The organism is Verrucosispora sp. WMMA2044 (assembly GCF_027497155.1).
Lineage (GTDB): Bacteria > Actinomycetota > Actinomycetes > Mycobacteriales > Micromonosporaceae > Micromonospora > Micromonospora palythoicola.
The window spans coordinates 5,393,988-5,416,289 of record NZ_CP114913.1; the positions used below are offsets into that span (position 1 = coordinate 5,393,988).

Sequence of the window (22,302 nt, forward strand, 5' to 3'; positions counted from 1 at the left end):
CGGATCAGCCGTCCACGCGGAAGGTCAGAGTGGTCGTACCGAGCTGGATCATGTCACCGGGGTTCAACGCCACGGCGGAGACCCGCTGGCCGTTGACCATGGTGCCGTTCGTCGAGCCGAGATCGGTGAGCACGACCTGCCCGCCGTCGAAGTCCAGCCGGGCGTGTCGGCGGGAGATGCCGACGTCCGGCAGGCGCAGGTTGGCCTGGTCGCCTCGACCGATCACGGTCGAACCCATCTGCAGCGGATAGGTGCGGCCGTCACCGGAGACCAGCCGGATGTTGCGCCCGCCGCCGTGACCCGGCGGCGGGCCGTAGCCGCCACCCTGGTCGTAGGACGGGTAGCCGGGCGGGCCGGCGTCGTATCCGGGCGGACCGGCGTCGTAACCGGGCGCCGAGACCGGGGCGACCTCGCCACCGGTGTAGACCTCCGCAGTGACCCGGAACATCCCGGTGTCCAGTCCTTCACCGCGCTCGATCTCGACGATCACGTCCCCGTAGACCGTCCAGGCCTGCTCGCCGATGAACTCCGCCTGCGACTGGGCCAACTCCTGGGCCAGCGCGGCGGCGTACGGCGCCAGCCGACTGTGGTCGTACGGGGAGAGATCGATCACGTAGCGGTTGGGCACCAACGTACGCCCACCAGCGAGGATGGCCTTGTGTGCCTCGGCCTCCCGCTGCATGGCGTTGAGGATCTCCACGGGGTGGACCACCCCTTTGAAGACCTTGGCGAAAGCCCCTTCGACCAGGCCTTCCAGACGCTTCTCGAAGCGTTGCAGCACGCTCACCGGCTCCTCCTCGGGTCCCGAGGACATGATGGTATCCGTCCAGAGCGCACGCAGCTCACACGCCGCTCGGCCGGCAGGCCACGGCCCGTTCGGACGGCTTCTGATTGTCGTGCTACTCTTTCGTCCGCCACGAACGGTAACCGCTGCGAGCAGCGAAAGCCATTCGCGGCGACAGACCGAGGTCACGTAGCATGGCCGAGGCTCGCCGGTGACCGGCGAGGCCGGTGCAGGCCACGTTCATCGAGGTCAAGCCACGGGGAAGTGGCGGAATGGCAGACGCGCACGGTTCAGGTCCGTGTGTCCGAAAGGACGTGGGGGTTCAACTCCCCCCTTCCCCACCACAGCCGAGGGCTCCGCGGAATGCGGGGCCCTCGCTCCGTATCGGGGCGTGCCGGACGTCACGCTATGCTCCGATGGTTTCTGCCTCCGACGCACCAGGAGTGGCATGTGAGTGTCGCATTCGTGACCGGGTCGGGCGGGCTGATCGGCTCCGAGGCGGTCCGGCATTTCGCCGGCCTCGGTCTCGACGTCGTCGGCATCGACAACGACATGCGGCAGGAGTTCTTCGGCGAGGAGGCGTCCACCGCGTGGAACGTCCGCCGGCTGACCGACGAGCTGGGTGAGGCGTACTCCCACCACAGCATCGACATCCGGGACCGGGCGGCGCTCGGCGCGCTGTTCGGCCGGTACGGCCGGGACGTGGCTGTGGTGATCCACACTGCCGCACAGCCCTCGCACGACTGGGCGGTACGCGACCCGTTCACCGACTTCGACGTCAACGCCGCCGGCACGCTCAACGTGTTGCAGAGCGTCCGGGAACACTGCATCGACGCCCCGGTCATCCACTGCTCCACGAACAAGGTCTACGGCGACCGGCCGAACAGCCTGCCCCTGGTGGAGCTGGCGACCCGGTGGGAGATCGAGCCGGGCCACCCGTACGAGCAGGGCATCCGGGAGGACATGTCGATCGACGCCTGCCTGCACTCGATCTTCGGCGCCTCGAAGGTCGCGGCGGATGTGATGGTGCAGGAGTACGGCCGCTACTTCGGCATGAAGACGGCCTGCTTCCGGGGCGGGACGCTGACCGGGCCGGCGCACTCGGCGACCGAGCTGCACGGCTTCCTCGGCTACGTGATGCGGGCGAACATGGAGCGCCGCACCTACAAGATCTTCGGTTACCAGGGCAAGCAGGTCCGGGACGCCATCCACAGCTCGGACGTGGTGTCCGCGTTCGAGGCGTTCTTCCGCAACCCCCGCTCCGCCGCCGTCTACAACCTCGGCGGCGGCCGGCACTCGAACACCTCCAACCGGGAGGCGTTCACGCTGGCCGAGCAGATCACCGGCCAGGAGATGATCACCGAGTACGTCGAGGCCAACCGGATCGGCGACCACAAGTGGTGGATCGGCTCCAACGAGGCGTTCCAGGCGGACTATCCGGACTGGAAGCAGGTGTACGACGTACCAATGATCATGCGAGAGATCTACGAGGCCAACGTGGACAAGTGGGTGCCGGGGGCATGACCAAGAAGAACGTGCTCGGTGTCCTGGTCGACGCGACCGACTACGCCGAGGCCACCGAGCGGGTGGTGGCCGCCGCACAGGAACGCCAGCCGTTGGCGCTCACCGCGCTGGCCGTGCACGGCGTGATGACTGGCGTGCTGGACCGGGCGCACAACGCCCGGCTCAACTCCTTCGACGTGGTGACCCCGGACGGCCAGCCGGTGCGCTGGGCGCTGAACCTGCTGCACGGCGCGGGGCTCACCGACCGGGTCTACGGGCCGACGCTGACCCTGCACGTGCTCTCCCGCTTCGCCGACGAAGGGCTGCCGGTCTACCTGTACGGCTCGACCGAGGAGACCCTCACCCGGCTGATTCCGGCGCTGGAGCGGATGTTCCCGGCGCTGAAGATCGCCGGGGTGGAGGCGTCCAAGTTCCGCGGTGTGCAGCCGGGCGAGGACGTCGAGATCGCCGACCGGATCAAGGCCAGCGGCGCCCGGCTGGTCCTGGTCGGGCTCGGCTGCCCCCGGCAGGAGATCTTCACGTACGCGATGCGCCCGCTGCTGGACATGCCGATGATGGCGGTCGGCGCGGCCTTCGACTACCACGCCGGGCTGCTGCGTCAGCCGCCGCCGTGGATGCAGCGCGCCGGGTTGGAGTGGTTCTGGCGTCTCGGCCTGGAGCCCAAGCGCCTGTGGCGGCGCTACGTGATCCTGAATCCCGCGTACCTGGGTCGGCTGTTCGCGCAGAAGACCGGGCTGTGGAAGGCCCGGCCACCCGCGCCGGCCACCGAACGTCCGACCGAGTTCGCGGTCTGACCCGAGTCGACGAACGGGCCCCGGCGTAGCGCCGGGGCCCGTTCGCCGTACCGCACGTCAGAGGGTGAGCGTCCAGGTGTTGATGTACCCGGTGTCACCGCCGTAGACGTCGCGAACCTGGAGGCGCCAGGTGCCGTTCGCCGCCTCGCTGGACAGGTTCGCCGTGTAGGTGGCGTTCACGTTGTCCGTGCCGTCGAAGATGCTGCTGTTCTTCAACCGGTACGACGAGCCGTCCGGAGCGAGCAGGTCGATGACCAGGTCGCCACGGTAGGTGTGCACGATGTTCACCGCGACGGTCGAGCTCGACGAGGCGTTCCGGTTGCAGCCGGAGATGGTGATCGAGCTGGTCACCGCCGAGCCCGAGTCCGGGATCGACACGTCCGTGCCGTTGGTCCCGGAGCAGCCACCGCCGCTGCCGCCGGTCACCGTGAGCGAGTACGTCGCACTCCTGGTGCCGGAGGCCGCGGTGCCGGTGACGGTCACGGTGTACGTGCCGGCCGGCGTGCTGGCCGAGGTGCTGATGGTCATCGTGGACGATCCGCCGGAGGTGACGGTGGCCGGGCTGAACGAGGCGGTCGCCCCGGACGGCAGGCCGCTGGCCGAGAGGCTCACCGACTGGGCGGAGCCGTTGGTGGTGGCGGTGGCCACGCTGGCGCTCGCCGAGCTGCCCGCCGTGACCGAGCCGGAGGTCGGCGACACCGAGACCGAGAAGTCGTTGGTCGGCGGCGGGGTGCTGCCGTTGACCACGTAGAGCAGCCGGTTCGGGGTTCCCGTGCCGACGTTCGAGATCACGTTCGGGGTGGAGTTGCTGACCAGGTAGTCCCGGACCTGCTGGGGCGTCCAGGACGGGTTGGCCGACAGCACCAGCGCCGCCACACCGGCGACGTGTGGCGAGGCCATCGACGTGCCGCTGATGGTGTTCGTCGCGCTGTCGCTGGTGTGCCAGGCGGAGGTGATGCTCACCCCGGGCGCGAGGATGTCCACACAGGTGCCGTAGTTGGAGAAGCTGGCGGCGGCGTCGTTGCTCTGGGTGGCACCGACGGTGATCGCCGGTGCGGCCCGGGCCGGCGAGTAGTTGCAGGCGTTCTGCCGCTGGCCGAGGGCGTTGCCGTTGCCGGCGGCCACCGCGTACGTGACGCCGGAGTTGATGGAGTTGACGACCGCGTTGTCGACCGCGGTGTTCGCCCCGCCGCCGAGGCTCATGTTGGCCACGGCCGGCTTCACCGCGTTGGCGGTGACCCAGTCGATGCCGGCGATCACACCGGCGTTGGTGCCGCTGCCGGAGCAGTTGAGCACCTTGACCGCCACCAGGCGGGTCGCCTTGGCCACGCCGTACGCCGAGCCACCGACCGTGCCGGCCACGTGCGTGCCGTGGCCGTTGCAGTCGGTGTTGTTGGAGTCGACCGTGTTGGTGCCCCAGGTCGCCCGACCGCCGAAGTCCGAGTGGGTGGTCCGGATGCCGGTGTCGATGACGTACGAGGTCACGTTCGTGGCCGTGTTGGGGTACGTGTACGAGCTGTTGAGCGGCAGGTTCCGTTGGTCGATCCGGTCCAGGCCCCAGGACGGGGGGTTCGTCTGGGTTCCCGCGATGGAGACGACGTGGTTCTGTTCGACGTACGCGACGGCCGGGTCCGCGGCGATCCGCGCCGCGGCGCGCGCGCTGACCCGCAGTTCGGCACCACGCACGGCGGCGCTGTAGGTCCGGGCCGTGGCACCGCCGTGCCGACGCAGCAGCCGGTCCACCGAGGAGCCGACGGACGTACGACTGACCTCGCTGTCCTTGAACACGACGATGTAGCTGTCCTTGACCGCGGTCGCGCCACCGGCGCTTCGGACGGTGCCGACCGGCTCGGCCGCCATGGCCGGCGTGGCCGCCGCCACCATGGCCAGTGCGGCCAGCCCGACGAGCACGGATCTCTGTGGAAGAGCCATCTTCCTACCTCCCTCCGACCGGCACCGAACGTCCACCTGCTCGTGGCAGATTGATCGATGAATGCCGATCACGGTGAGGGTAGTTGGATGTGTGCGGACAGTTAAACATGTCGGATCCCTCATAACACTGGCGAGATGGTTCCCCTACGGGGGACGGGTACGGGAGGAACGGGGGACGGACCCGGATTCGGTGGGCCGGAAATCGGGCAAGGCTGATGGCCATGCAGAGCCATCTCGCCCTCCTGCTTCCGGTCGCCGCCGTCTGGTTGGCCGCCGGCTATCTCGCGGACGGGCTGCCCCGCCTGCGCCATGCGCGCGAGCTGCGTCAGCAAGCCGGCCGGCTGCTCGCGCTGACGTTCACCGGGCTCGGTCTGACGCTGGCTCTGCCGATCGCCGGGCTGGTCACCGTCGGGCCGACGGTGGCGGATCGAGCTGCCGACGGGCTGACGCTCGCCGCCGTACCCGCCCTGCTGGTGGCCGGCTGCACGGTGCGTCGGTTGCGCCGGTTGTGGGCGGGAGCCGGCGCACTTGCCGTGGCCGCCGGGACACCGGCCCCGCACGGGCTGCGGGCCGCCGCCGCCCACCCGCTGATCGGACTGCCGTTGCAGGTGACCGGTCTGGCGCTGCTGCCGGCGATGATCACCGCGAGCGGTGCCGGCCAGTATCTCGGCCCCGCGGCGACCGGGCCGGCGATCACCATCGCGGCGCTGGCCGTCGCGGCCATCGGCGTACGCCACGCGTTGCGGCACAACCGGTTCGCCGAGCGGGCCATGCCCGAACGGGTGGCGTCACCGCGCCCGGCCGCCGGAGCCCTGCACGTATAGCAGTTCGAGGATCGCCCTGGTCGCCTCGAACCAGCGGTCGAGCCACCCGGGTGGCGGCACGCTGCCCTTGGGCGGCAACTCCATCAACAGCCCACGCAGCAGCGGATGGTCCACCAGGGAGCCGTCGTCCACCGTCGACCAGCCGGTGGCCGGGAAGGACGGCTCGGTGAGTGGATTCGGGTCCAGTGACGGCAGGGTGAGCGGCGACGGCGGCTCCGCGGTCGCCGGGGTCTCCCGGCCCGCGTGCTCGGTCTCCGCCGACACCACCTCGGTCAGCACGGTGTCCCGCCGGGCCCCGCGATACTTGCCGCCGAACCGTTCCGGCTTTCCCGGCCCGTTGGTGAGGTTCTCCGACCCGATACTCGTCATCCGTCTCGCCTGCCTCGCTCGGTTACCCGCCCTGCCGGGGGGATGTCGACCAGCGCGTACCGAGAGGTACAACGACACGGGCACGATGTGGCGACGGCAGCCGGCGCCAGCACGCGGGGCTGTGGGCCGTCGCCCACGCCGTCCGACTCTGCTGTCCGTCACCACCGTCGGGTAACGGCAGGATCCCCGCTCGGCCACCGGCCGGGCGGGGATCCGTCGTCACCGTCCCCGGGGCACGTCAGACCCGGGGGAACGCGCCGTCCCTGGTGCTGGCGACGAAAGCGTGCCAGTCGCCCGGCGCGAAGACCAGGGCCGGTCCGGCCTTGTCCTTCGAGTCACGGACGCCGACCGCCCCGGTCACGTACGCCACCTCGACGCAGTTGTCGCAGTTCGGCCCGCTCTTCGAGCTCTTGAACCACGTCGCCTGCGCCAGGTTCACGGAGAATCCTTGCGTCGCCACTTCCACAACGGCTCCTCTGCCAGTCTCGCGATGTACTCCACGGACTCCTCCGGACGTTCGGCCGCTGCTCGAATGTGATCGAAGATGAAGCTGTACTTCTGTAGTTCGTCGCTCTTCTCCAGGAAGAGCCCACCCGTGGCGTTCTCCGCGTACACGACATCCGGATCACCGGATTCGGGGAAGCTGAGGATCGTGAAGGTGCCGTCCATGCCGGCGTGCGCTCCCACCTCGAACGGCAGGACCTGAAGCGTCACGTTCGGCAGCTGGGCCACCTCCACCAACCGTTTGAGCTGGTCACGCATGACCGTGTCCCCGCCCACCGGACGGCTCAACACCGCCTCATCGAGCACCACCCACAGATCGACCGGATCATCCTGGGTCAACAACGACTGACGGCCGAGTCGGACACGCACCCGTTGCTGTACCTGTTCCGGACTGAAATCGGGGCGGGCCGCGCGGATCATCGCGCTCGCGTAGTCCTCGGTCTCCAGCAGCCCCGGCACCACCTGCTGCTCGTAGGCGCGAATCGAACTGGCCGCCGCCTCCAGGCCCACGTACGCCCCGACCAGCACCGTGCTGTACGGATGCCACCAGCCCTTCTGCCGCGCCTCACGGGCGATCTGCACCAGCTCGTCGCTCTCGGCACCCACCACCCCGTAGATCCGGAGCATGTCGCGCACGTCGCGGGGCGTGGCGGTGGTGTGGCCGGTCTCGATCCGCGACACCTTGGACGCCGAGCACTCCAACTGCTCCGCCACGGACTCGATGGTGATGCCGGCTGCCTCGCGCTGGCGGCGCAGTTCCGCGCCGAGCCGGCGCCGCCGGATGGTCGGGCTGCGCCGCTCGCTCACCGTGTCACCTCTCCGCCTCGACGCGCCGCGCTGACCGCCCGCCCACGGCGCGATCCTCCCGGCGAGCGTTCGCGGCATGGGTGGTCCGGTCGTCGGCCGGCCGCGGCGGGCGAAACCGGCTCTCAGTGTGCCGCCCGGGTGGCGGCCCGTTCAAGCGCCGTTTCGCGCGAGCCGCTCACGTATCGGCAAAAGTCGACGTGCAACTTGCATGAAGCACCCTCCTGATGCACTCTGTCCGTATGACCCGGGTTACTGACCGTCTCCGATCCGTCTCCACGCGTGATCAACGTTGCCGGGCGACGGACCAGGAGTCCCTCCGGTCGACACCCGCCAGCCCGGCCCGCGGGATCGGGAGCCGCTCGCCCACGTGCGAAGACGACACCTCCTGATCAACCGACCGATCGCGCAGGAGCCCGCCATCAGCGGCTCCGCACTGACGGACCGGCCAGCCACTCCGGCCCCCGAGACACGACCTCGTCGCCGGAGTCGCACAACCCCCCATCATTCCCAGCCGGCCCTTCCCCGCCGGCCGACCCTTCCAGGAGCCCATGTGCTTCCCCGCTCCGGTGACGTACTGCACGTGACACGCGCGGCGAGTGTCCAGTTCCGCAGACCCATCCTGTTCCGGGTGATCCGGGTACTCGACCGGCCGACCTACGACGGTTGGCTCTGGCTCGAAGGCTACGAGTTGAACGCGACGGGGGACGCGGTCAACCGTCGATCGATCTTCGTCCAGCGGGCCGGGCTGCGGCAGGTCCAGGCCGCTCCACAGCCGCGTCCGCACACCGTACGGTCGGCCCGCCGGCCGGTCGCACGGACGCCGGTTCGGGTGCACTGAGCATCACGAACCTGAGGTGAAAAGGATTCGGGGGGCATGCCGCCGACATAGAATCGGTATGCCCACCCCGGCATGACTGAACCCCGCGCCTCCCGGACCCCGAACCTGGGATGGCCATGGTCAATATGTCCGCGCGGGAGCCACGCCGGCCCCGCATCGCCTACACCTTCGGGCTCCTGGCGCTTCTCGGTGCCGTCACCACCCTGGTGGTGCTGGGCCGCGACCCAGCCCTGTCGTCCACCCGGCTGGCCGAGCCCGTACCGGCTCCGGAGATCACTGTCGTGGAGAGCGAACCGGTCGAGCCGGACACCGCGACGACCGATGGTGTCTGGGATGCCTTCGCCCACGACGGCTTCTTCGGCCAGCCAGCCGACCGACCGACGGAGTCCTCCGACTCCTCGCAGCCCGCATACCCGACCGACGAGGAAGCGCCGGCCAGGGCCACGGGTGACCACAGCCGGGAGGAACTCAGCCGTTCGCTGTTCTGGTCCGGGGTGTTCGGGCTGGCGATCTCCCTTGCCGGCCTGGGTCTGGTCGGTACCAGACGCCGCATGTGGTGACCCGGGCGATCAACCCGTGGGACTCGCCGTCGCGGTCGGCTCGGTGGTCGGCTCGTCCGTCGTCGGCGACGGACTCGGGCTGGCCTCGGCGACCACCAGCCGAACCTCGTCGCCGGCCGCCACCAACTCGCCGGCTCCGGGGTCGGTGGCGATGACGGTCCCCTCCGGCTGGTCCGACGGGCGGTACTCCACCTCATAGTCGAGGTCGAGCCCGTCCAGGGCCGCCCGTGCCGCGGCCTCCGGCAGACCCACCAGCGGCGGTACCGGCACCTGGGCCGGCGCGGCGCTCGTCGTCGGTGCCGCTGACGGGGACGCGGTGGTCGGCGACGGCGACGCCGTGGTCGGTGGAGCCTGGGTGGTCGGCGAGGGCGACTCCGACGGCCCGTCGTCGTCGAGCCCTTGGCTGGCCAACCAGAACCCGCCCCCGATCAGCCCGACCAGGAGCAGCAGCAGGACGCCCCAGAGAATCGGCAGCCACCACGGTCGGCCCGGCTGCTCGTCGGCGTACCAGTCGCCGCCGGCCGACTCACGCTCCACACCCGGCCGCACCGAGGGGACCTCGGCACGCCCGGACCACGCCGCCGGACCGGAAGGCTGGGTCGGCGGTAGCTGCGCGGTGGCGTCTGCCGGTGCTCCCGCCGCCCGGTCCATCGGCGCGGTCGCGTCGGGTGCCTGGGCCGACGCTCCGGCCACGCGGTCCATCGGCGCCGTCTCGTCCGGCGTACGCCCAATCGGCGCGGTCTCGTCCGGCGTACGCCCAATCGGCGCGGTCTCGTCCGGCGTACGCCCAATCGGCGCCGTCTCATCCGGCGTACGACCAAGCGGCGCCGTCTCGTCCGGCGTACGCCCGAGCGGCGCGGTCTCGTCCGGGTTGTCGCCGGACGGCGAGATCGGATGGGTCCGGTCGTCCGGTTGCCCGTCGGTCGACTCCTGGCGCTCGTCGCTCACGGCACGTCCTTTCCGCCGATCGGGCGGGCAACAGGCCCCTCGACGGTCAACCTAGCGGTTCTGCCGGTCATCGGTCGGCATCAGCGTGTCGGGTGCGCGTCACGGCGCCGGAGCGCTCGCGTCCGCACTCGGCGGCGTGCCGCACCGGAGCTGGACCACGTCGTTCCACCTGCCGACCGTGCCGGCCGCCGGTTGTTGTGCGGTGACGGTGCCGGAGCGCCCGCCCGGATAGCGTGGGGAGAAGCCGTCGTCGACGAGTTCGGCACCGGCCTCGTTGCACTCCTCGCCGATCAGATCCGGCACCTCGTTCGGCGGTGCGGCCCCGGCAACGTTGATCTTTACGGTGACCCCACGCCGCACCGGTGTGCCCGGGGCCGGGTCGGTGCTGCGCACGCTGTCGCCGTCGCCGCTGCCGAAGACGAGTTGCCAGCCCAGGCCCAGGTCGCGCAGCTTCTCCCGGGCCTCCTCGAAGTCCATGCCGACCAGGTCCGGAACGGTGAGTCCGGTCGGCCGCGACGGGCTGGGGCTGCTGCTCGGCCGGGTCGGGGTGGTCGACGTCGGCGGTCTCCGAGGTGGCGAGGTCCGGACGGTGGGCGTCGGGGTGGGGGTGCCGGTCGCGCCGGAGGACACCGGGTCCGGTCCCGCCTGGTCGCCGGCGAGCACCCAGCCCCCGGCGGCACCGATGATCGCGAGCAGCACGGCGGCGACTCCACCACCGATGACCATTCTCGTCCGGTCCGGGGCGGTACCACCGCCCCCCGGCCGCCCATCCGTGGTTCCGTCCGTCATCCCGCCCACCGCCTCATTCCCCCGCGACCGTACCGACCGGGGCCAAGCACTCTCCGTGACCATTGCCGGTCGATGCCGCGCACGACTCGCCGCACCGACCACAGGACGTTACGCTGCCCGGCATGGCCAGACAGGGCTGGGGAGGATTGATCGCCACCGCGGCCGGCGTGGCAGCCGGTGCCGGTGCCGCCCAACTGGGTTTCGGTTACGGCCTGGGCATCCTCAACTGGGCACCCCCTGAGGCGACCGCCGGCACGGCGGCCTGGGTGGCGAGCCTGATCTGGGCCACCTGGATCGCCGCCACGTCGACGATCTTCGGAGCGGTCTGCGCGCAACGGCTGCACGACCGTCGCCGAACTGCGGCTCCCGGCACAGCGGCGGTCGGTGGGCCGGTGGCGTCCGGCCCCGCAGCGCCGTCCGCTGCCGCAGCGGCGGTCAGCGGACCGGCCGCGTCCGACGGTCCCGTTCCGCCCTCCGGCGCGCTGCCGTCCGCCACCGCCGAGCAGGCCGGTGGCGGGCTGCGGGGAATCGCGCTGGCCGTGGCCGCCGGCCTGGGTGCGCTGATCACGGTGCTGCTGGTCGCCGTGCCGGCGCGGGTGGCGGTGGTGCCGGACACCCCGTCTCCCCGGGACATGGCCGCCGGGTACGCGGCGGTCGGCGTCCTGATCGGGACACTCGTGGCGATCTGGGCGCTGCGGTGCCGCGCCGCCGCCACGAACGTCATCGCCACCGCCGGCTGGCTCTGGCTGCTCGCGGTCATCGCCGTGGTCGACTCGGTGCTCGCCGGTCGCGGGCTGACCACCGCGCAGCTCGGCATCTGGCAACTCAGCTCGGACAGCGAGCAGTTCTGGGTCCGGGACTACTTCTACTGGCCCGGTGCGGCCCTGTCGCTCGGTTCGGCACTGGTGATCGGCGCGCTGGCGGCCCGCGGCGGAGTCCGCGCGACCGACCGACGGGTCGGTGCCACCGCCTCGGGCGCCGCCGGTCCACTGCTGGTGGCCATCGCGTACTTCCTCGCCGTGCCGAGGCTCACGGCGATCAGCCCGGAACAGGTGTCCGCCCACCTCACCGCCCCGTACGCGGTGATCGTCGGCATCGGGGGCTCGGTCCTGGTGGCGGCGCTGGCCCAGCGGTCGGCCCGGCTGGCGGCCCGCCGGTCGAGCGGCCCCGACGCGGCCCCCGTAGTGCCCCGGCAGCGGGTCGGCGACTCCGACCGGCACACGCCCGGGGCCGAACCGGATGTCGACCGGCCCGCACCGGACGCCGAGCGCTCCGGAGCGGGTGCCCCGCTGTCCTCGGCGGGTGCCGCGCGGTCCTCGGCGGCCGGCGACCGGCTCGACCAGACGGTGGCCGGCGAGCCGACGGCGGCCCGCAAGGAAGCCGCATCGGCGGGAACCACATCGCGACCGGCAGTGGTCGAGCCAGCGGCGGTGAAGCCGGCAGCACCGAAACCGGCAGCGCAGCCCTCGGCAGCGCAGCCGGAAAGGCCGGCGGAGGCGGGCGGGAAATCCGGGTCCTCGCCGTCCGAGGCGTCGTCCGGCAGCGAGGAGACGTCCGAGGGCGGGATCCGCCGCGGTCGTCCCCGGCAGCGAGGGCGCTAGTCTGGATCTTGGCACAAAATGGCCCGTCGAGGGGCGATCCCGCACCAGGATCCGGCGAGGTGCCGCATCGCTCAGTCGAGCGGCCAGGTGTGCACCGGCTCGTTCGTGTACTGCAACTCCGCGTAGCGCTGGAGCATGTGGTGCAGCGCGGCCCGACGATCCAGGCCGAGGTGCCGCTCCGCGGCCCACACGGTGGCGGTCTGCCAGACCGCGCCGTTGCGGCCGGTACGACAGCGTTGCTCGATGATGCCGAGTAGCCGGTCCCGGTCGGCGGCCTCGACACCGAAGCCGTCGAGGCCGGCTGCGGCCAGCGGCAACAGCGTGTCGAGCACCAGCGTGGTCACCGGCACCTCGCCCAGCTGCGGCCAGTGCAGGATCGCGTCCATGCCCCGGCGGGCGGCCGCGTGGAAGTTCTCCTCGGCGGAGCTGAAGGTGAGTTGGCTCCAGATCGGCCGGTCGGCCTCGGCCATGCCCCGGACCAGCCCGAAGTAGAAGGCGGCGTTGGCCAGCATGTCCACCACGGTCGGGCCGGCCGGTAGCACCCGGTTCTCCACCCGCAGGTGGGGACGGCCGTTCATGATGTCGTACACGGGCCGGTTCCACCGGTAGACGGTGCCGTTGTGCAGCCGCAGTTCGGCCAGCTCGGGAACGCCGCCGGCGTGCAGGACCTCCACCGGGTCCTCGCTCTCGCAGATCGGCAGCAGCGGCGGGAAGTAGCGGACGTTCTCCTCGAACAGGTCGAAGATCGAGGTGATCCACCGCTCACCGAACCAGACCCGGGGCCGTACGCCCTGTGCCTTCAGCTCGTCCGGCCGGGTGTCGGTGGCCTGCTCGAACAGGGCGATGCGGGTCTCCGCCCAGAGCTGCCGACCGTAGAGGAACGGTGAGTTGGCGCCCACGGCCACCTGGGCGGCGGCGATCGCCTGGGAGGCGTTCCAGTAGTCGGCGAAGCTGTCCGGCGCCACCTGGAGGTGGAACTGGAGACTGGTGCAGGCCGCCTCCGGCGCGATGGAGTCGTTGTGCGTACGCAGTCGCTCGACGCCGCGGATGTCGAGCTCGATGTCCTCGCCCCGCGCTCCCACGATCTGGTCGTTGAGCACCCGGTACCGCTCGTTCGTGGAGAGGTTGTCCGCCACCAGGTGTCGCTCGTTCAAAGTGGGCAGGATGCCGACCAGAACGATCCGGGTGTCCGAGCGTGCCGCGCGTTCGTTGGCCCGGTTGAGGCTGGCGCGGAGGTCGCGCTCGTAGTCGGCGAACCCGTTGCCGGAGATCAGTCGGGGATTGGCGTTCAGTTCCAGGTTGAACTGGCCGAGCTCGGTCTGGAACAACGGGTCGGCGATCGCGGCCAGGATCTCCTCGTTGCGCATGGCCGGCTCGGCCGCCTGGTCGACCAGGTTGAGCTCGATCTCCAGCCCGGTCATCGGCCGGTCGGCGTCGAAGCCGAAGTCGTCGAGCATCAGCGCGAACACGTCCAGGCAGCGACGGACCTTCTGCCGGTACCGGACTCGATCCTCACGGGAGAAGGAGGCTCGATCGACGTCCCTGCCCATGCTTCCTCCCGGCGCGCGACGCCACGGAACGGTGCCGCTCCGCAGCGCACTGTGAACCATACTCGTTGGAAGCGTCGAGCCCGGCCGCCCCGAAGATCGGTCCATTGCCGCAGTCCGCCCGGCAGCGGCGATCGATCACGTCGCCCCGACCAGGTCGGTCGCCTCCGCCGGAGTACCTACCCAGCCACCCTGCGGAACCCCCGCCGACCAGCGACGAACAAGTTGTGACAATTCGCACCGGCACCCGAGGGCGGAACCCGACCCGGGACAGCCGACAGGCCCGCGCGGTGCGGGCGCGGGCCTGTCGGGGCGTACGGATCAGGACTGCCGGATGGCCTCGCCCTCGATCTCGATCTTGACCTTCTTGCCGACCAGGACGCCGCCGGACTCCAGGGCCACGTTCCAGGTCAGGCCGAAGTCCTCGCGGTCGATCTCGGTGCTCGCCGAGAAACCGAAGATGTCCTGGCCGAAGGGGCTGCGGCCGACACCCTCGAACTCGACCTTGAGGTCGACCGGACGGGTCACGTCCTTGATGGTCAACTCGCCGGTCAGGACGAACTCGTTGCCCTCGTGGGACTTCACGCCGGTGCTGCGGTACTCCAGCGTGGCGAACTTCTCGGCGTCGAGGAACTCGGGGCTGCGCAGGTGCGCGTCCCGGTCCGCCTGGGCGGTGTTGATGCTGGCGGCCTGGATGGTGGCGGAGACCGTGGACTCCAGTGGCTCCTCGGCGATGGTGATGGTGGCGCTCGCGTCAGCGAACTCGCCGCGAACCTTGCTCACCATCATGTGCCGGGCGACGAAGCCGACCCGCTTGTGCGCCGCATCCAGCAGGTAGGTACCGGCCGCCGGGATGGTGAGGCCGTTCCACTCGCGGGTAACCGGCTCGGTGCTGCTGGTCATGAGAGACTGCCCTCCGGGAGATATTGTTTAGTAGCCCAACGGCTGCGTCAGCAACTATAGCCTTGGCAATATTCCTGGTGTCAAGTATTGGTACGATGGACCGGTGGAAGCGAACACGTTCGACGACCCTCGGATCACGGCTGTCGGCCTGCTCTTCGAGGTGCACGCCGGGCTGGCCGCCCGATTCGCCGCCCAGCTGGAGGAACACGGCCTGTCATCGGTCGAGTTCGAGGTGCTGACCAGGCTCACCCGGTCACCCGAGAATCAACTGCGGATGACCGATCTTGCCGCCCAGACCTCACTGTCCACCAGCGGCGTGACCCGGGTGGTCGACCGGATGGAACGCGACGGGCTGATCACCCGCCGTGCCTGCCCCTCCGACCGGCGCAGTTCGTACGCCGTGGTGACGCCCGCCGGCCTGCGCCGGCTCGACGAGAGCCTGCCCGGGCATCTTCAGCTCATCGAGGACTGGTTCACCGGGCAACTCGACCCGGCCGCGCTGGACGCGCTCCTCGACGGCCTGCGGCGGATCCGCGACGCCGTGCACCCCTGCGCGACCGCCGGCAGTCGATCCGCCGCACCGGGGGAGACACCGGGCGAGTGCGCCGAGGACGAGGTGGAACCGCCCACGGCGGGTGGCCAGCCGCGTCGTTGAGAGACCCCTCGCGTCGTCCGCGCCAGCGGTTGCCGCCGTCCTCGACGAGGTGTGGACCCTGGGTGTGCACGGCACCAGCCGAGCGTCACGGCACCGGCAGAAAGACCGGCAGAACCACGGGGTCAATAGGCGATAGCCCACCAAACCCGACAGACGGGTCGGCTGCGCCTCGCTAGTCTCGCAGCGGCGGGGGCAGCGGGGGGCACCGGCGCGGGCGATGAGCGAGGGGTGGCAACAGGGGGCTTCCTCGCCCGCGCCGTCCCCGTCCCCGCCACCGTGCTTCGTTCGTGGTGCTCACCGCCCGTCCACCGTCGGGCCGTTCCGGGTCACCGACAGCACGTAGAGCAGTTCCTCCTCGTGTCCGAGCAGCCGGACACCGCCCTCCCGGCAGGCCACCTCCAGCCGGTCGAGCACGCCCGCGTCGGAGGTGCTCGCCGCCAGCCCCACCAGAGCCTCCACCACCGTGCGTCGGTCTCGTCCGGCCTCGTCCGGCTCCGCTGCGGCGGCGAACCACTCCGCCGCGACCTCCCGATCGCCCCGGTGCAGCGCCAAGTGGCCCTCGATCAGCGCGCCGGTGCCGTCGAGCGGGCGCAACTCGGCCAGCACCTCGGCGGCCTCGACCGCCCGACCGTCCTGGGCGAGTGCCAGACCCAGCGTCCCCAGCACCTCGCGCCGACCGCGCGGGGTACCCAGGTCGCTGAGCGCGGCCAACACCCGGCGAGCCTCGTCGACGGCGTCGGCGTACCGGCCGTCCAGGCGGAACACCTCCGCGACGGTGCCCCGGGCCAGCAGCCGCAGCCGCTGCTCCGCGCACTGCCCACCGAGCCGGTCCACCACGGCCAGCCGGCGACGGGCGGCGGCCAGGTCACCGATTCTCATCTCGTGCCACGCCAGCTGGTGCTGCGCGACCGCCATCTGGCGGGTCAGTCCATGCTCGGTGGCCAGGGCCAGTACCGCCTCCGCCTGCTCCCGCGCCTGGTCCGGTCGTCCGGTCGCGGCCAGCAGGACGCCGAGCACCGTGCGCGCCGCCAACTCACCCGGCACGTCACCGAGCCGACGGAACTCCGCCAACGCCGCGCGGGCCGTCGGCAGCTCCGTCGCGGCCGCACCGTGCTCCCCGGCGAGCATCGCCACACCCACCGAGGCCCACGCGCGCAGGGCCGGATCGGCGTCGGCGGTACGCGGGTCGGCCAGCAGGCGCAGCAGCCACTGCCGACCGACCACGTCCCGCCCGCGTAGCCGCCACCACCGGGGCAGGCTCACCGCCAGGCGTAACGCGGTCAAAGGATCGTCGACCGCCGCGTACGCCAGGGCCGAGCTGATGTCGCCGGTGATCTCGTCGAGACGGTGCGCGGCGGCACTGGCACCGGCGCCCGTCAACCCCGGCGCGGTCCGCTCGACCAGCCGGGTCACCACCCGCGCGTGGCGACGTCGGATCACCGTCGACTCGCCGGTGCCGGACGCCTGCTCGACGGCGTAGTCCCGGACGGCGTCGACGAGCCGGAACCGGTACGAGCCGCCACCCCGTACGCTCAGCAGACCGAGATCGAGGAAGCGGTTCAACAGCGGCACCGGATCGACGCCGGTGCCGGCGAGCATCTCCTCGGCCAGTTCCACCGACCATCGGTTGCCGAAGGCAGCGAGCTGGCGCAGCGCCGCCCGGTCCTCGACGGCGAGCAGGCGGTAGCTGGTGGCCACCGCGTCGCGCAGGGTCTCCGCCACCGCCGTGCGAGCGTCGTCGCCCCGGGGCCGTGGCTCCCAACCGCTGTGCGTGGCGGCCGAGGTGTCCAGATCCAGTACCCGGTCGCCGTACCGGTCGAGCAGTTCGGTGAGGTCGAGCAGCCGCCCGCGCGCCGCCATCAGTTCGATGGCCAGCGGCAGCCCACCCAGCCGTCGGACCAGGGCGGCCAGCGCCGGCAGCTCGGTGTCGTCCGGCGGTTCGCGCCGGACCTGGGCCAGGCGCGAGGTGAACAGGGTCACCGCCGGATAGCCGGCGAGGGTGGCCGGATCGGTGTCGCCCGGTGACGGCACCTCCAACGGCGACACGGGGCGCACCCACTCACCCGGCAGCCCGACGGGATGCCGGCCGGTGACCACCACCCGCAGCGACGGCACCGCACCGACGAGCCGCCGCAGGGTACCGGCCACCGGGTCGGGTGCCCGCTCCACGGCGTCCACCAGCAGCAGCGCCCGACGGTCGCCGAGCCGAGCGGCCAGCTCGGCGTCCCGGGCGACGCCGAAGACCGTCATCACCGCGGCGTGCACGTCGGCCGCGTCCGACCCGGCACCGATCAGGACGCCGGCGACGCCGCCGGGGTGGGTGGACGCGGCGGCGTGCACCGCCGCCAACGCCAGTGCCGTCTTGCCGACGCCGGCCAACCCCACCAGGCTCACCACCCGGGGACCACGCGGATCGTTCAGCAGCGCGGCCAGTTCGGTGACGTCGTGCTCCCGGCCGATCAGTTCCGGTGGGGGCGGCAGCCCCAGCGGGGTACCGACCTCGGGTTGGGCGGTCGCCGGCCCGGTGCCTCGGGCGGCGGCCAGGAATGCCGCGCGGGTGGGTCCGGTCAGTCCGAGCGCCTCGGCGAGCAGTTCGACGGTGGTGCGCTGTGGCCGGGTGGACCGGCCGCGTTCCAGATCACGGACCGTCCGCACCCCGACGCCGGCGCGGGCGGCCAGCTCAGCCTGGGTGGCGCCGGCAGCCAGCCGATGCGCCCGCAGCAGCTCCGGCAGACCGGCGTGCGGCGGACCGGATTGACGATCATGACCGGGAGCCATGGGCACGGACAATACGGGCCAGGCCCGACATCGGACACGGGATCGTCGGCCACCCGACGATGCCGTGCCGAAAGCCGACAACGACCGGCCGGGCACGGACAGCCGTCGATGATGGCGGTGGGGCCCCCGGGCCCGCCCCGGACGGAACCGGTCACCGACCGGGCTGGCTCACATCCCCAGGTCGCGAGCGATGATCATGCGCTGCACCTCGGAGGTGCCCTCGCCGATTTCCAAGATCTTGGAGTCCCGCCAGAACCGGGCCACCGGGTACTCGTTCATGAAGCCGTACCCGCCGTGGATCTGCGTCGCCTCCCGGGCGTTGTCCACCGCGATCGTGCTCGCGTGCAGCTTGGCGATCGCCGCCTGCCGCTTGAACGGCTCGCCGGCCAGCATCCGGGCGGCGGCGTCGTAGTAGGCGAGCCGGGCGGTGTACGCCTTCGCCTCCATGTCAGCGATCTTGAACTGGATCGCCTGGTAGTTGCCGATCGGCTGACCGAAGGCGTGCCGCTCCTTCGCGTACTTGATCGACTCGTCGACGCAGCCCTGGGCGAGGCCCACGGCCAGCGCGGCGATGGCGATCCGACCCTCGTCGAGGATGCGCAGGAACTGGGCGAAGCCCCGACCACGCTCGCCGAGCAGGTTCTCCGCCGGCACCCGGCAGTCGTCGAAGGTCAGCTCGTGGGTGTCCGAGGCGGTCCAGCCGACCTTGGAGTAGCCGGGCGCGACGGTGAAGCCGGGAGTGCCGCTGGGCACGATGATGGAGGACAGTTCCTTCGTACCGTCCGGGCGGGTGCCGGTGACGGCGGTGACGGTGACCAGCGCGGTGATGTCCGTGCCGGAGTTGGTGATGAACGCCTTCGAGCCGTTGATGACCCATTCGCCGGTCGCCTCGTCCAGCACCGCCCGGGTCTCGGTGCCTCCCGCGTCCGAGCCGAAGCCCGGCTCGGTCAGCCCGAACCCGGCCAGCGCCTCGCCGCTGAGCAACCGGGGCAGCCACCGCGTCTTCTGCTCGTCGGTGCCGAACCGGTAGATCGGCATCGCGCCCAGCGAGACCGCCGCCTCCAGGGTGATGGCCACGCTGGAGTCGACCCGGGCCAGTTCCTCCAGGGCCAGGCAGAGGGCGAAGTAGTCGCCGCCCATGCCGCCGTGCTCCTCGGCGAAGGGCAGGCCGAACAGACCCATCTTGCCCATCTGGCGGATGACCTCGTACGGGAAGGTGTGCTGCTCGTAGTGCTCGGCGATGACCGGCGCGACCACCTCGCGGGCGAAGTCCCGCACACTGTCCCGCAGCGCCTCATGCTCCTCGGAGAGCCGGAAGTCCATCGGGTTTCCTCCTGTGTGGACGGCCCGCCGGGCGCTCGTGACGCCGGGACGGGAACGTGCTGATGCCGGACGGACGACTCAGACCGGGGTGACGCCGTGCCGTCGCCGGGAGAAGTGCCGCTGCTTGCCCCGGGCGGCGGCGAACCGGCGCACCAGTTCGGCACGAAGTTCCTGCGGCTCGACGATCGCGTCGACCACCAGTTCGCTGGCGAGTCGTACGACGTCGATGTCCCGCTCGTACTCCTCGCGCCGGGCGGCGACGAACGCGGCCCGCTCGGCCTCGTCCTCGATCGCGGCGATCTTGTTTGCGTACACGGCGTTCACCGCGGCCTCCGCACCCATCACAGCGATCTTGGCGGTGGGCAGGGCGATGGTGGCGTCCGGTTCGAAGCCCGGCCCGGCCATGGCGTAGAGGCCGGCGCCGTACGCCTTGCGCACCACCACGCAGATCTTCGGTACGGTCGCCTCGGAGATCGCGGTGATCATCTTGGCGCCGTGCCGGATGATGCCCTGCTTCTCCACCGCGCTGCCGACCATGAACCCGGGCACGTCGCTCAGGAACAGCAGCGGCACGTTGAACGCGTCGCAGAGCTGCACGAACCGGGTCGCCTTGTCGGCCGAGTCGACGAAGAGCACCCCGCCCTTGAACATCGAGTTGTTGCCGACCACGCCGACGACCTCGCCGTTCAGCCGGCCGAAGCCGATGGTCAACTCCTTGGCCCAGAGGGCCTGGATCTCGAAGAAGGAGTCCTCGTCGAGCAGGCCCTTGACGTACCGCCGCATGTCGAACGCCTGCCGCTCGCTCGCCGGCACCAGCGCGGCGAGGTCGGCCTTTGCCGGTGCCTCGACGGCGGGGGCGGCGGGCGGCTGCTGCGTCCAGTTCGCCGGCAGGTACGACAGGTAGCGCTTCACCACGTCGAGCGCCTCGGCCTCGGTCTTGCAGAGGAAGTGGCCGACGCCGGACTCGGCGCAGTGCACCCGCGCCCCGCCCATCGCTTCGAGAGTGGTCTTCTCACCGGTGACCATCTCGACCATCCGGTCCGAGCCGAGGTACATGCTGGCGTTGCCCTCGACCATGGCGACCACGTCGCAGAACGCCGGAATGTACGCCCCGCCGGCCGCGCTCGGCCCGAACAACGCGCAGACCTGGGGGATCGAGCCGGAGGCGCGGACCTGATTCCAGAAGATCTTTCCGGCGCCACGTCGCCCGGGGAACAGCTCGACCTGGTCGGTGATCCGGGCACCCGCCGAGTCGACCAGGTAGACCATCGGTACGCCGGTGTCGTACGCCCGCTCGATGATCCGGATGATCTTCTCGACGGTACGGGCGCCCCAGCTGCCGGCCTTGACGGTGGAGTCGTTGGCCATCAGGCAGACCTGACGACCGTCGACGGTCGCGGTGCCGGTGACCACGCCGTCCGCCGGCAGCCCCTCGGCCAGCGCGTTGGCGTAGAGGCCGTCCTCGACGAAGCTGCCCTCGTCGACCAGCAGCGCGACCCGCTCGCGGGCGAACAGCTTGCCCTTCGCGGCGTTCGCCGCGTGGTATTTCTCCGCGCCTCCGGCCCGGACCCGCTTACGTAGCTGCTCCAGCGCCTCACCGTCAACCGTCACCACGGCCCCCCACCCCAAGCAACCTGAACGATCGTTAGGCTACCCCACTCCCACCCACCCCCGCACCACCCACCACCCTCCCCAGCCCCGCGCGATCTTGCACTTCCGGTCGCCGAAATACCGGACAACAGCGGATCTGCCCCGACTGAAAGTGCAAGATCGCGAAGCGGGTGGCGGGGGCGGGGGTTTAGTGGGGGGTCAGGCGGGTGCGGGGGCCGGCGCGGAGGACGCCGGAGGGGAGAGTACGGGCGGTCAGGTGCTCGGCCAGTTCGGCGACCTCGATCAGGGCGTCCAGGTCGATGCCGGTGTCGATGCCCATGTCGTGCAGCATGTGCACCGCCTCCTCGGTGGCCAGGTTGCCGCTGGCACCGGGCGCGTACGGGCAGCCGCCCAGCCCGCCGACACTGGCGTCGAACTCGGTGACCCCGAGTTCCAGGGCGGTCAGCAGATTGGCCAACGCGGTACCCCGGGTGTTGTGGAAGTGCAGCAGCACCGGCACATCGGCGTTGCGGTCCCGTACGGCGGTGAGCAGGTCACGGACCCGTCGGGGCGTACCCATGCCGGTGGTGTCGCCGAACGCGACGCGGTCGGCGCCGTCGCGGACCACCCGGTCCACGATGGCAGCCACCCGCGCCGGGTCGATGTCTCCCTCGTACGGGCAGCCGAAGCTGGTCGCGACGATCACCTCGGCGCGGGCACCGGCACCGTGCAGCAGGTCGATCAGCTCGGCGATGTCGTCGAGCGACTCGTCGGTGGACCGGTTGACGTTGCGCCGGTTGTGCGTGTCGCTGGCCGAGACGACCACCTCGATCTCGGTGAAGCCGGCGGCCAGGGCACGCTGCGCGCCGCGCGTGTTCGGCACCAGCGCGGAGTAACGCACCCCGTCCACCCGCTGCGCCCGTCGCCACACCTCGTCGGCGTCGGCCATCTGCGGAATCGCCCGGGGGTGCACGAACGACACCGCCTCGATCCGGCGCACCCCGGTGCCCGAGAGCGCGTCGAGCAGCCGAACCTTGGCGTCGGTCGGGATCGGTGCCTCGTTCTGCAACCCGTCGCGCGGCCCGACCTCACGGATGGACACGTACTCCGGCATCTCCGCCATCCAGCCACCTCACTGTGACACGTCCCGTCGCCAACACCCCCAGCATGTCACGCCCCACCCCACCTCACCCCCACCCCTTTCCCCCGGCGATCATGAAGTTGTTGTCCAC

At 71.1% G+C, this 22,302-nt stretch carries 20 protein-coding genes and 1 tRNA gene; 8 read left to right on the forward strand and 13 right to left on the reverse strand.

The features are described 5' to 3' along the window. Positions 1-4: 4 nt before the first annotated feature. On the reverse strand, positions 5-814 hold the full coding sequence (locus O3597_RS24575) for a DUF3662 and FHA domain-containing protein (RefSeq protein ID WP_093409193.1): 810 nt from the start codon (positions 812-814) through the stop codon (positions 5-7). Between the two features lie 228 nt (positions 815-1,042). Here O3597_RS24575 and O3597_RS24580 point away from each other — a divergent pair. From O3597_RS24580 to O3597_RS24590, 3 genes are all read left to right on the forward strand, one after another. After that, positions 1,043-1,128, forward strand: a tRNA-Leu gene (locus tag O3597_RS24580). A 64-nt stretch (positions 1,129-1,192) separates the two neighbouring features. Beyond that, a complete protein-coding gene (locus tag O3597_RS24585; protein ID WP_281602510.1) occupies positions 1,193-2,308 on the forward strand; it encodes an NAD-dependent epimerase/dehydratase family protein in 1,116 nt (371 codons plus the stop codon). Continuing rightward, positions 2,305-3,102 (forward strand): WecB/TagA/CpsF family glycosyltransferase, encoded by a 798-nt coding sequence (locus tag O3597_RS24590; RefSeq protein ID WP_164448721.1) that lies wholly within the window; start codon positions 2,305-2,307, stop codon positions 3,100-3,102. The genes O3597_RS24585 and O3597_RS24590 overlap by 4 nt, the downstream gene beginning before the upstream one ends. A 57-nt stretch (positions 3,103-3,159) precedes the next feature. Here the strand turns inward: O3597_RS24590 and O3597_RS24595 are convergent, their stop codons facing one another. Next, complete coding sequence (locus O3597_RS24595; RefSeq protein ID WP_281602511.1) at positions 3,160-5,034, reverse strand: S8 family serine peptidase; 1,875 nt, start codon at positions 5,032-5,034, stop codon at positions 3,160-3,162. A gap of 221 nt (positions 5,035-5,255) precedes the next feature. Here O3597_RS24595 and O3597_RS24600 point away from each other — a divergent pair, with 221 nt between their 5' ends. Then, complete coding sequence (locus O3597_RS24600) at positions 5,256-5,858, forward strand: hypothetical protein (RefSeq protein ID WP_281602512.1); 603 nt, start codon at positions 5,256-5,258, stop codon at positions 5,856-5,858. Here the strand turns inward: O3597_RS24600 and O3597_RS24605 are convergent. From O3597_RS24605 to O3597_RS24615, 3 genes are all read right to left on the reverse strand, one after another. Beyond that, positions 5,823-6,227, reverse strand: coding sequence for a hypothetical protein (locus O3597_RS24605; protein WP_164448724.1), 405 nt, complete (start codon positions 6,225-6,227; stop codon positions 5,823-5,825). The two genes, O3597_RS24600 and O3597_RS24605, sit on opposite strands and share 36 nt — an antisense overlap. Positions 6,228-6,465: 238 nt before the next feature. After that, positions 6,466-6,687, reverse strand: coding sequence for a DUF397 domain-containing protein (locus O3597_RS24610; RefSeq protein WP_164448725.1), 222 nt, complete (start codon positions 6,685-6,687; stop codon positions 6,466-6,468). Next, positions 6,663-7,538: a helix-turn-helix transcriptional regulator gene (locus O3597_RS24615; RefSeq protein WP_281602513.1), complete on the reverse strand. Its 876-nt coding sequence runs from the start codon at positions 7,536-7,538 to the stop codon at positions 6,663-6,665. The genes O3597_RS24610 and O3597_RS24615 overlap by 25 nt, the downstream gene beginning before the upstream one ends. Positions 7,539-8,088: 550 nt before the next feature. On the opposite strand from O3597_RS24615, the gene O3597_RS24620 reads away from it, so the two are divergent. Both O3597_RS24620 and O3597_RS24625 read left to right on the forward strand, forming a co-directional pair. Beyond that, the gene (locus O3597_RS24620; protein ID WP_164448727.1) at positions 8,089-8,376 is read left to right on the forward strand and encodes a hypothetical protein; all 288 of its coding nucleotides are present in this window, start codon (positions 8,089-8,091) and stop codon (positions 8,374-8,376) included. Between the two features lie 116 nt (positions 8,377-8,492). Next, positions 8,493-8,936 carry a hypothetical protein gene (locus O3597_RS24625; protein ID WP_164448897.1) on the forward strand — a complete coding sequence of 148 codons (444 nt, stop codon included), beginning with the start codon at positions 8,493-8,495 and terminating at the stop codon, positions 8,934-8,936. 9 nt (positions 8,937-8,945) lie between these two features. On the opposite strand, the gene O3597_RS24630 is transcribed toward O3597_RS24625, so the two are convergent. Together O3597_RS24630 and O3597_RS24635 are read right to left on the reverse strand one after the other, a co-directional pair. Then, entirely contained in the window at positions 8,946-9,884 is a 939-nt protein-coding gene (locus O3597_RS24630; protein WP_281602514.1) for a PASTA domain-containing protein, read from the reverse strand. Between the two features lie 99 nt (positions 9,885-9,983). Then, complete coding sequence (locus tag O3597_RS24635) at positions 9,984-10,673, reverse strand: PASTA domain-containing protein (protein WP_281602515.1); 690 nt, start codon at positions 10,671-10,673, stop codon at positions 9,984-9,986. A gap of 122 nt (positions 10,674-10,795) precedes the next feature. Between O3597_RS24635 and O3597_RS24640 the strand changes: the two genes are divergently transcribed. After that, on the forward strand, positions 10,796-12,274 hold the full coding sequence (locus O3597_RS24640; protein WP_281602516.1) for a hypothetical protein: 1,479 nt from the start codon (positions 10,796-10,798) through the stop codon (positions 12,272-12,274). A gap of 71 nt (positions 12,275-12,345) precedes the next feature. Here the strand turns inward: O3597_RS24640 and O3597_RS24645 are convergent, their stop codons facing one another. Together O3597_RS24645 and O3597_RS24650 are read right to left on the reverse strand one after the other, a co-directional pair. Beyond that, complete coding sequence (locus O3597_RS24645) at positions 12,346-13,824, reverse strand: glutamate--cysteine ligase (protein WP_164448730.1); 1,479 nt, start codon at positions 13,822-13,824, stop codon at positions 12,346-12,348. Between the two features lie 318 nt (positions 13,825-14,142). Beyond that, the gene (locus tag O3597_RS24650) at positions 14,143-14,724 is read right to left on the reverse strand and encodes a YceI family protein (RefSeq protein ID WP_164448731.1); all 582 of its coding nucleotides are present in this window, start codon (positions 14,722-14,724) and stop codon (positions 14,143-14,145) included. A gap of 103 nt (positions 14,725-14,827) precedes the next feature. Here O3597_RS24650 and O3597_RS24655 point away from each other — a divergent pair, with 103 nt between their 5' ends. Beyond that, positions 14,828-15,379, forward strand: coding sequence for a MarR family transcriptional regulator (locus tag O3597_RS24655; RefSeq protein WP_281602517.1), 552 nt, complete (start codon positions 14,828-14,830; stop codon positions 15,377-15,379). Between the two features lie 294 nt (positions 15,380-15,673). On the opposite strand, the gene O3597_RS24660 is transcribed toward O3597_RS24655, so the two are convergent. The 4 genes from O3597_RS24660 to O3597_RS24675 form a co-directional block, all read right to left on the reverse strand. Then, entirely contained in the window at positions 15,674-18,157 is a 2,484-nt protein-coding gene (locus O3597_RS24660; protein ID WP_281602518.1) for a helix-turn-helix domain-containing protein, read from the reverse strand. Between the two features lie 168 nt (positions 18,158-18,325). Then, positions 18,326-19,480, reverse strand: a complete 1,155-nt coding sequence (locus tag O3597_RS24665) for an acyl-CoA dehydrogenase family protein (RefSeq protein ID WP_164448733.1) — start codon at positions 19,478-19,480, stop codon at positions 18,326-18,328. Between the two features lie 78 nt (positions 19,481-19,558). After that, positions 19,559-21,091, reverse strand: a complete 1,533-nt coding sequence (locus O3597_RS24670; RefSeq protein ID WP_281604628.1) for an acyl-CoA carboxylase subunit beta — start codon at positions 21,089-21,091, stop codon at positions 19,559-19,561. Positions 21,092-21,278: 187 nt separating this feature from the next. Then, positions 21,279-22,193 (reverse strand): hydroxymethylglutaryl-CoA lyase, encoded by a 915-nt coding sequence (locus O3597_RS24675; protein WP_281602519.1) that lies wholly within the window; start codon positions 22,191-22,193, stop codon positions 21,279-21,281. Between the last annotated feature and the right edge of the window lie 109 nt (positions 22,194-22,302).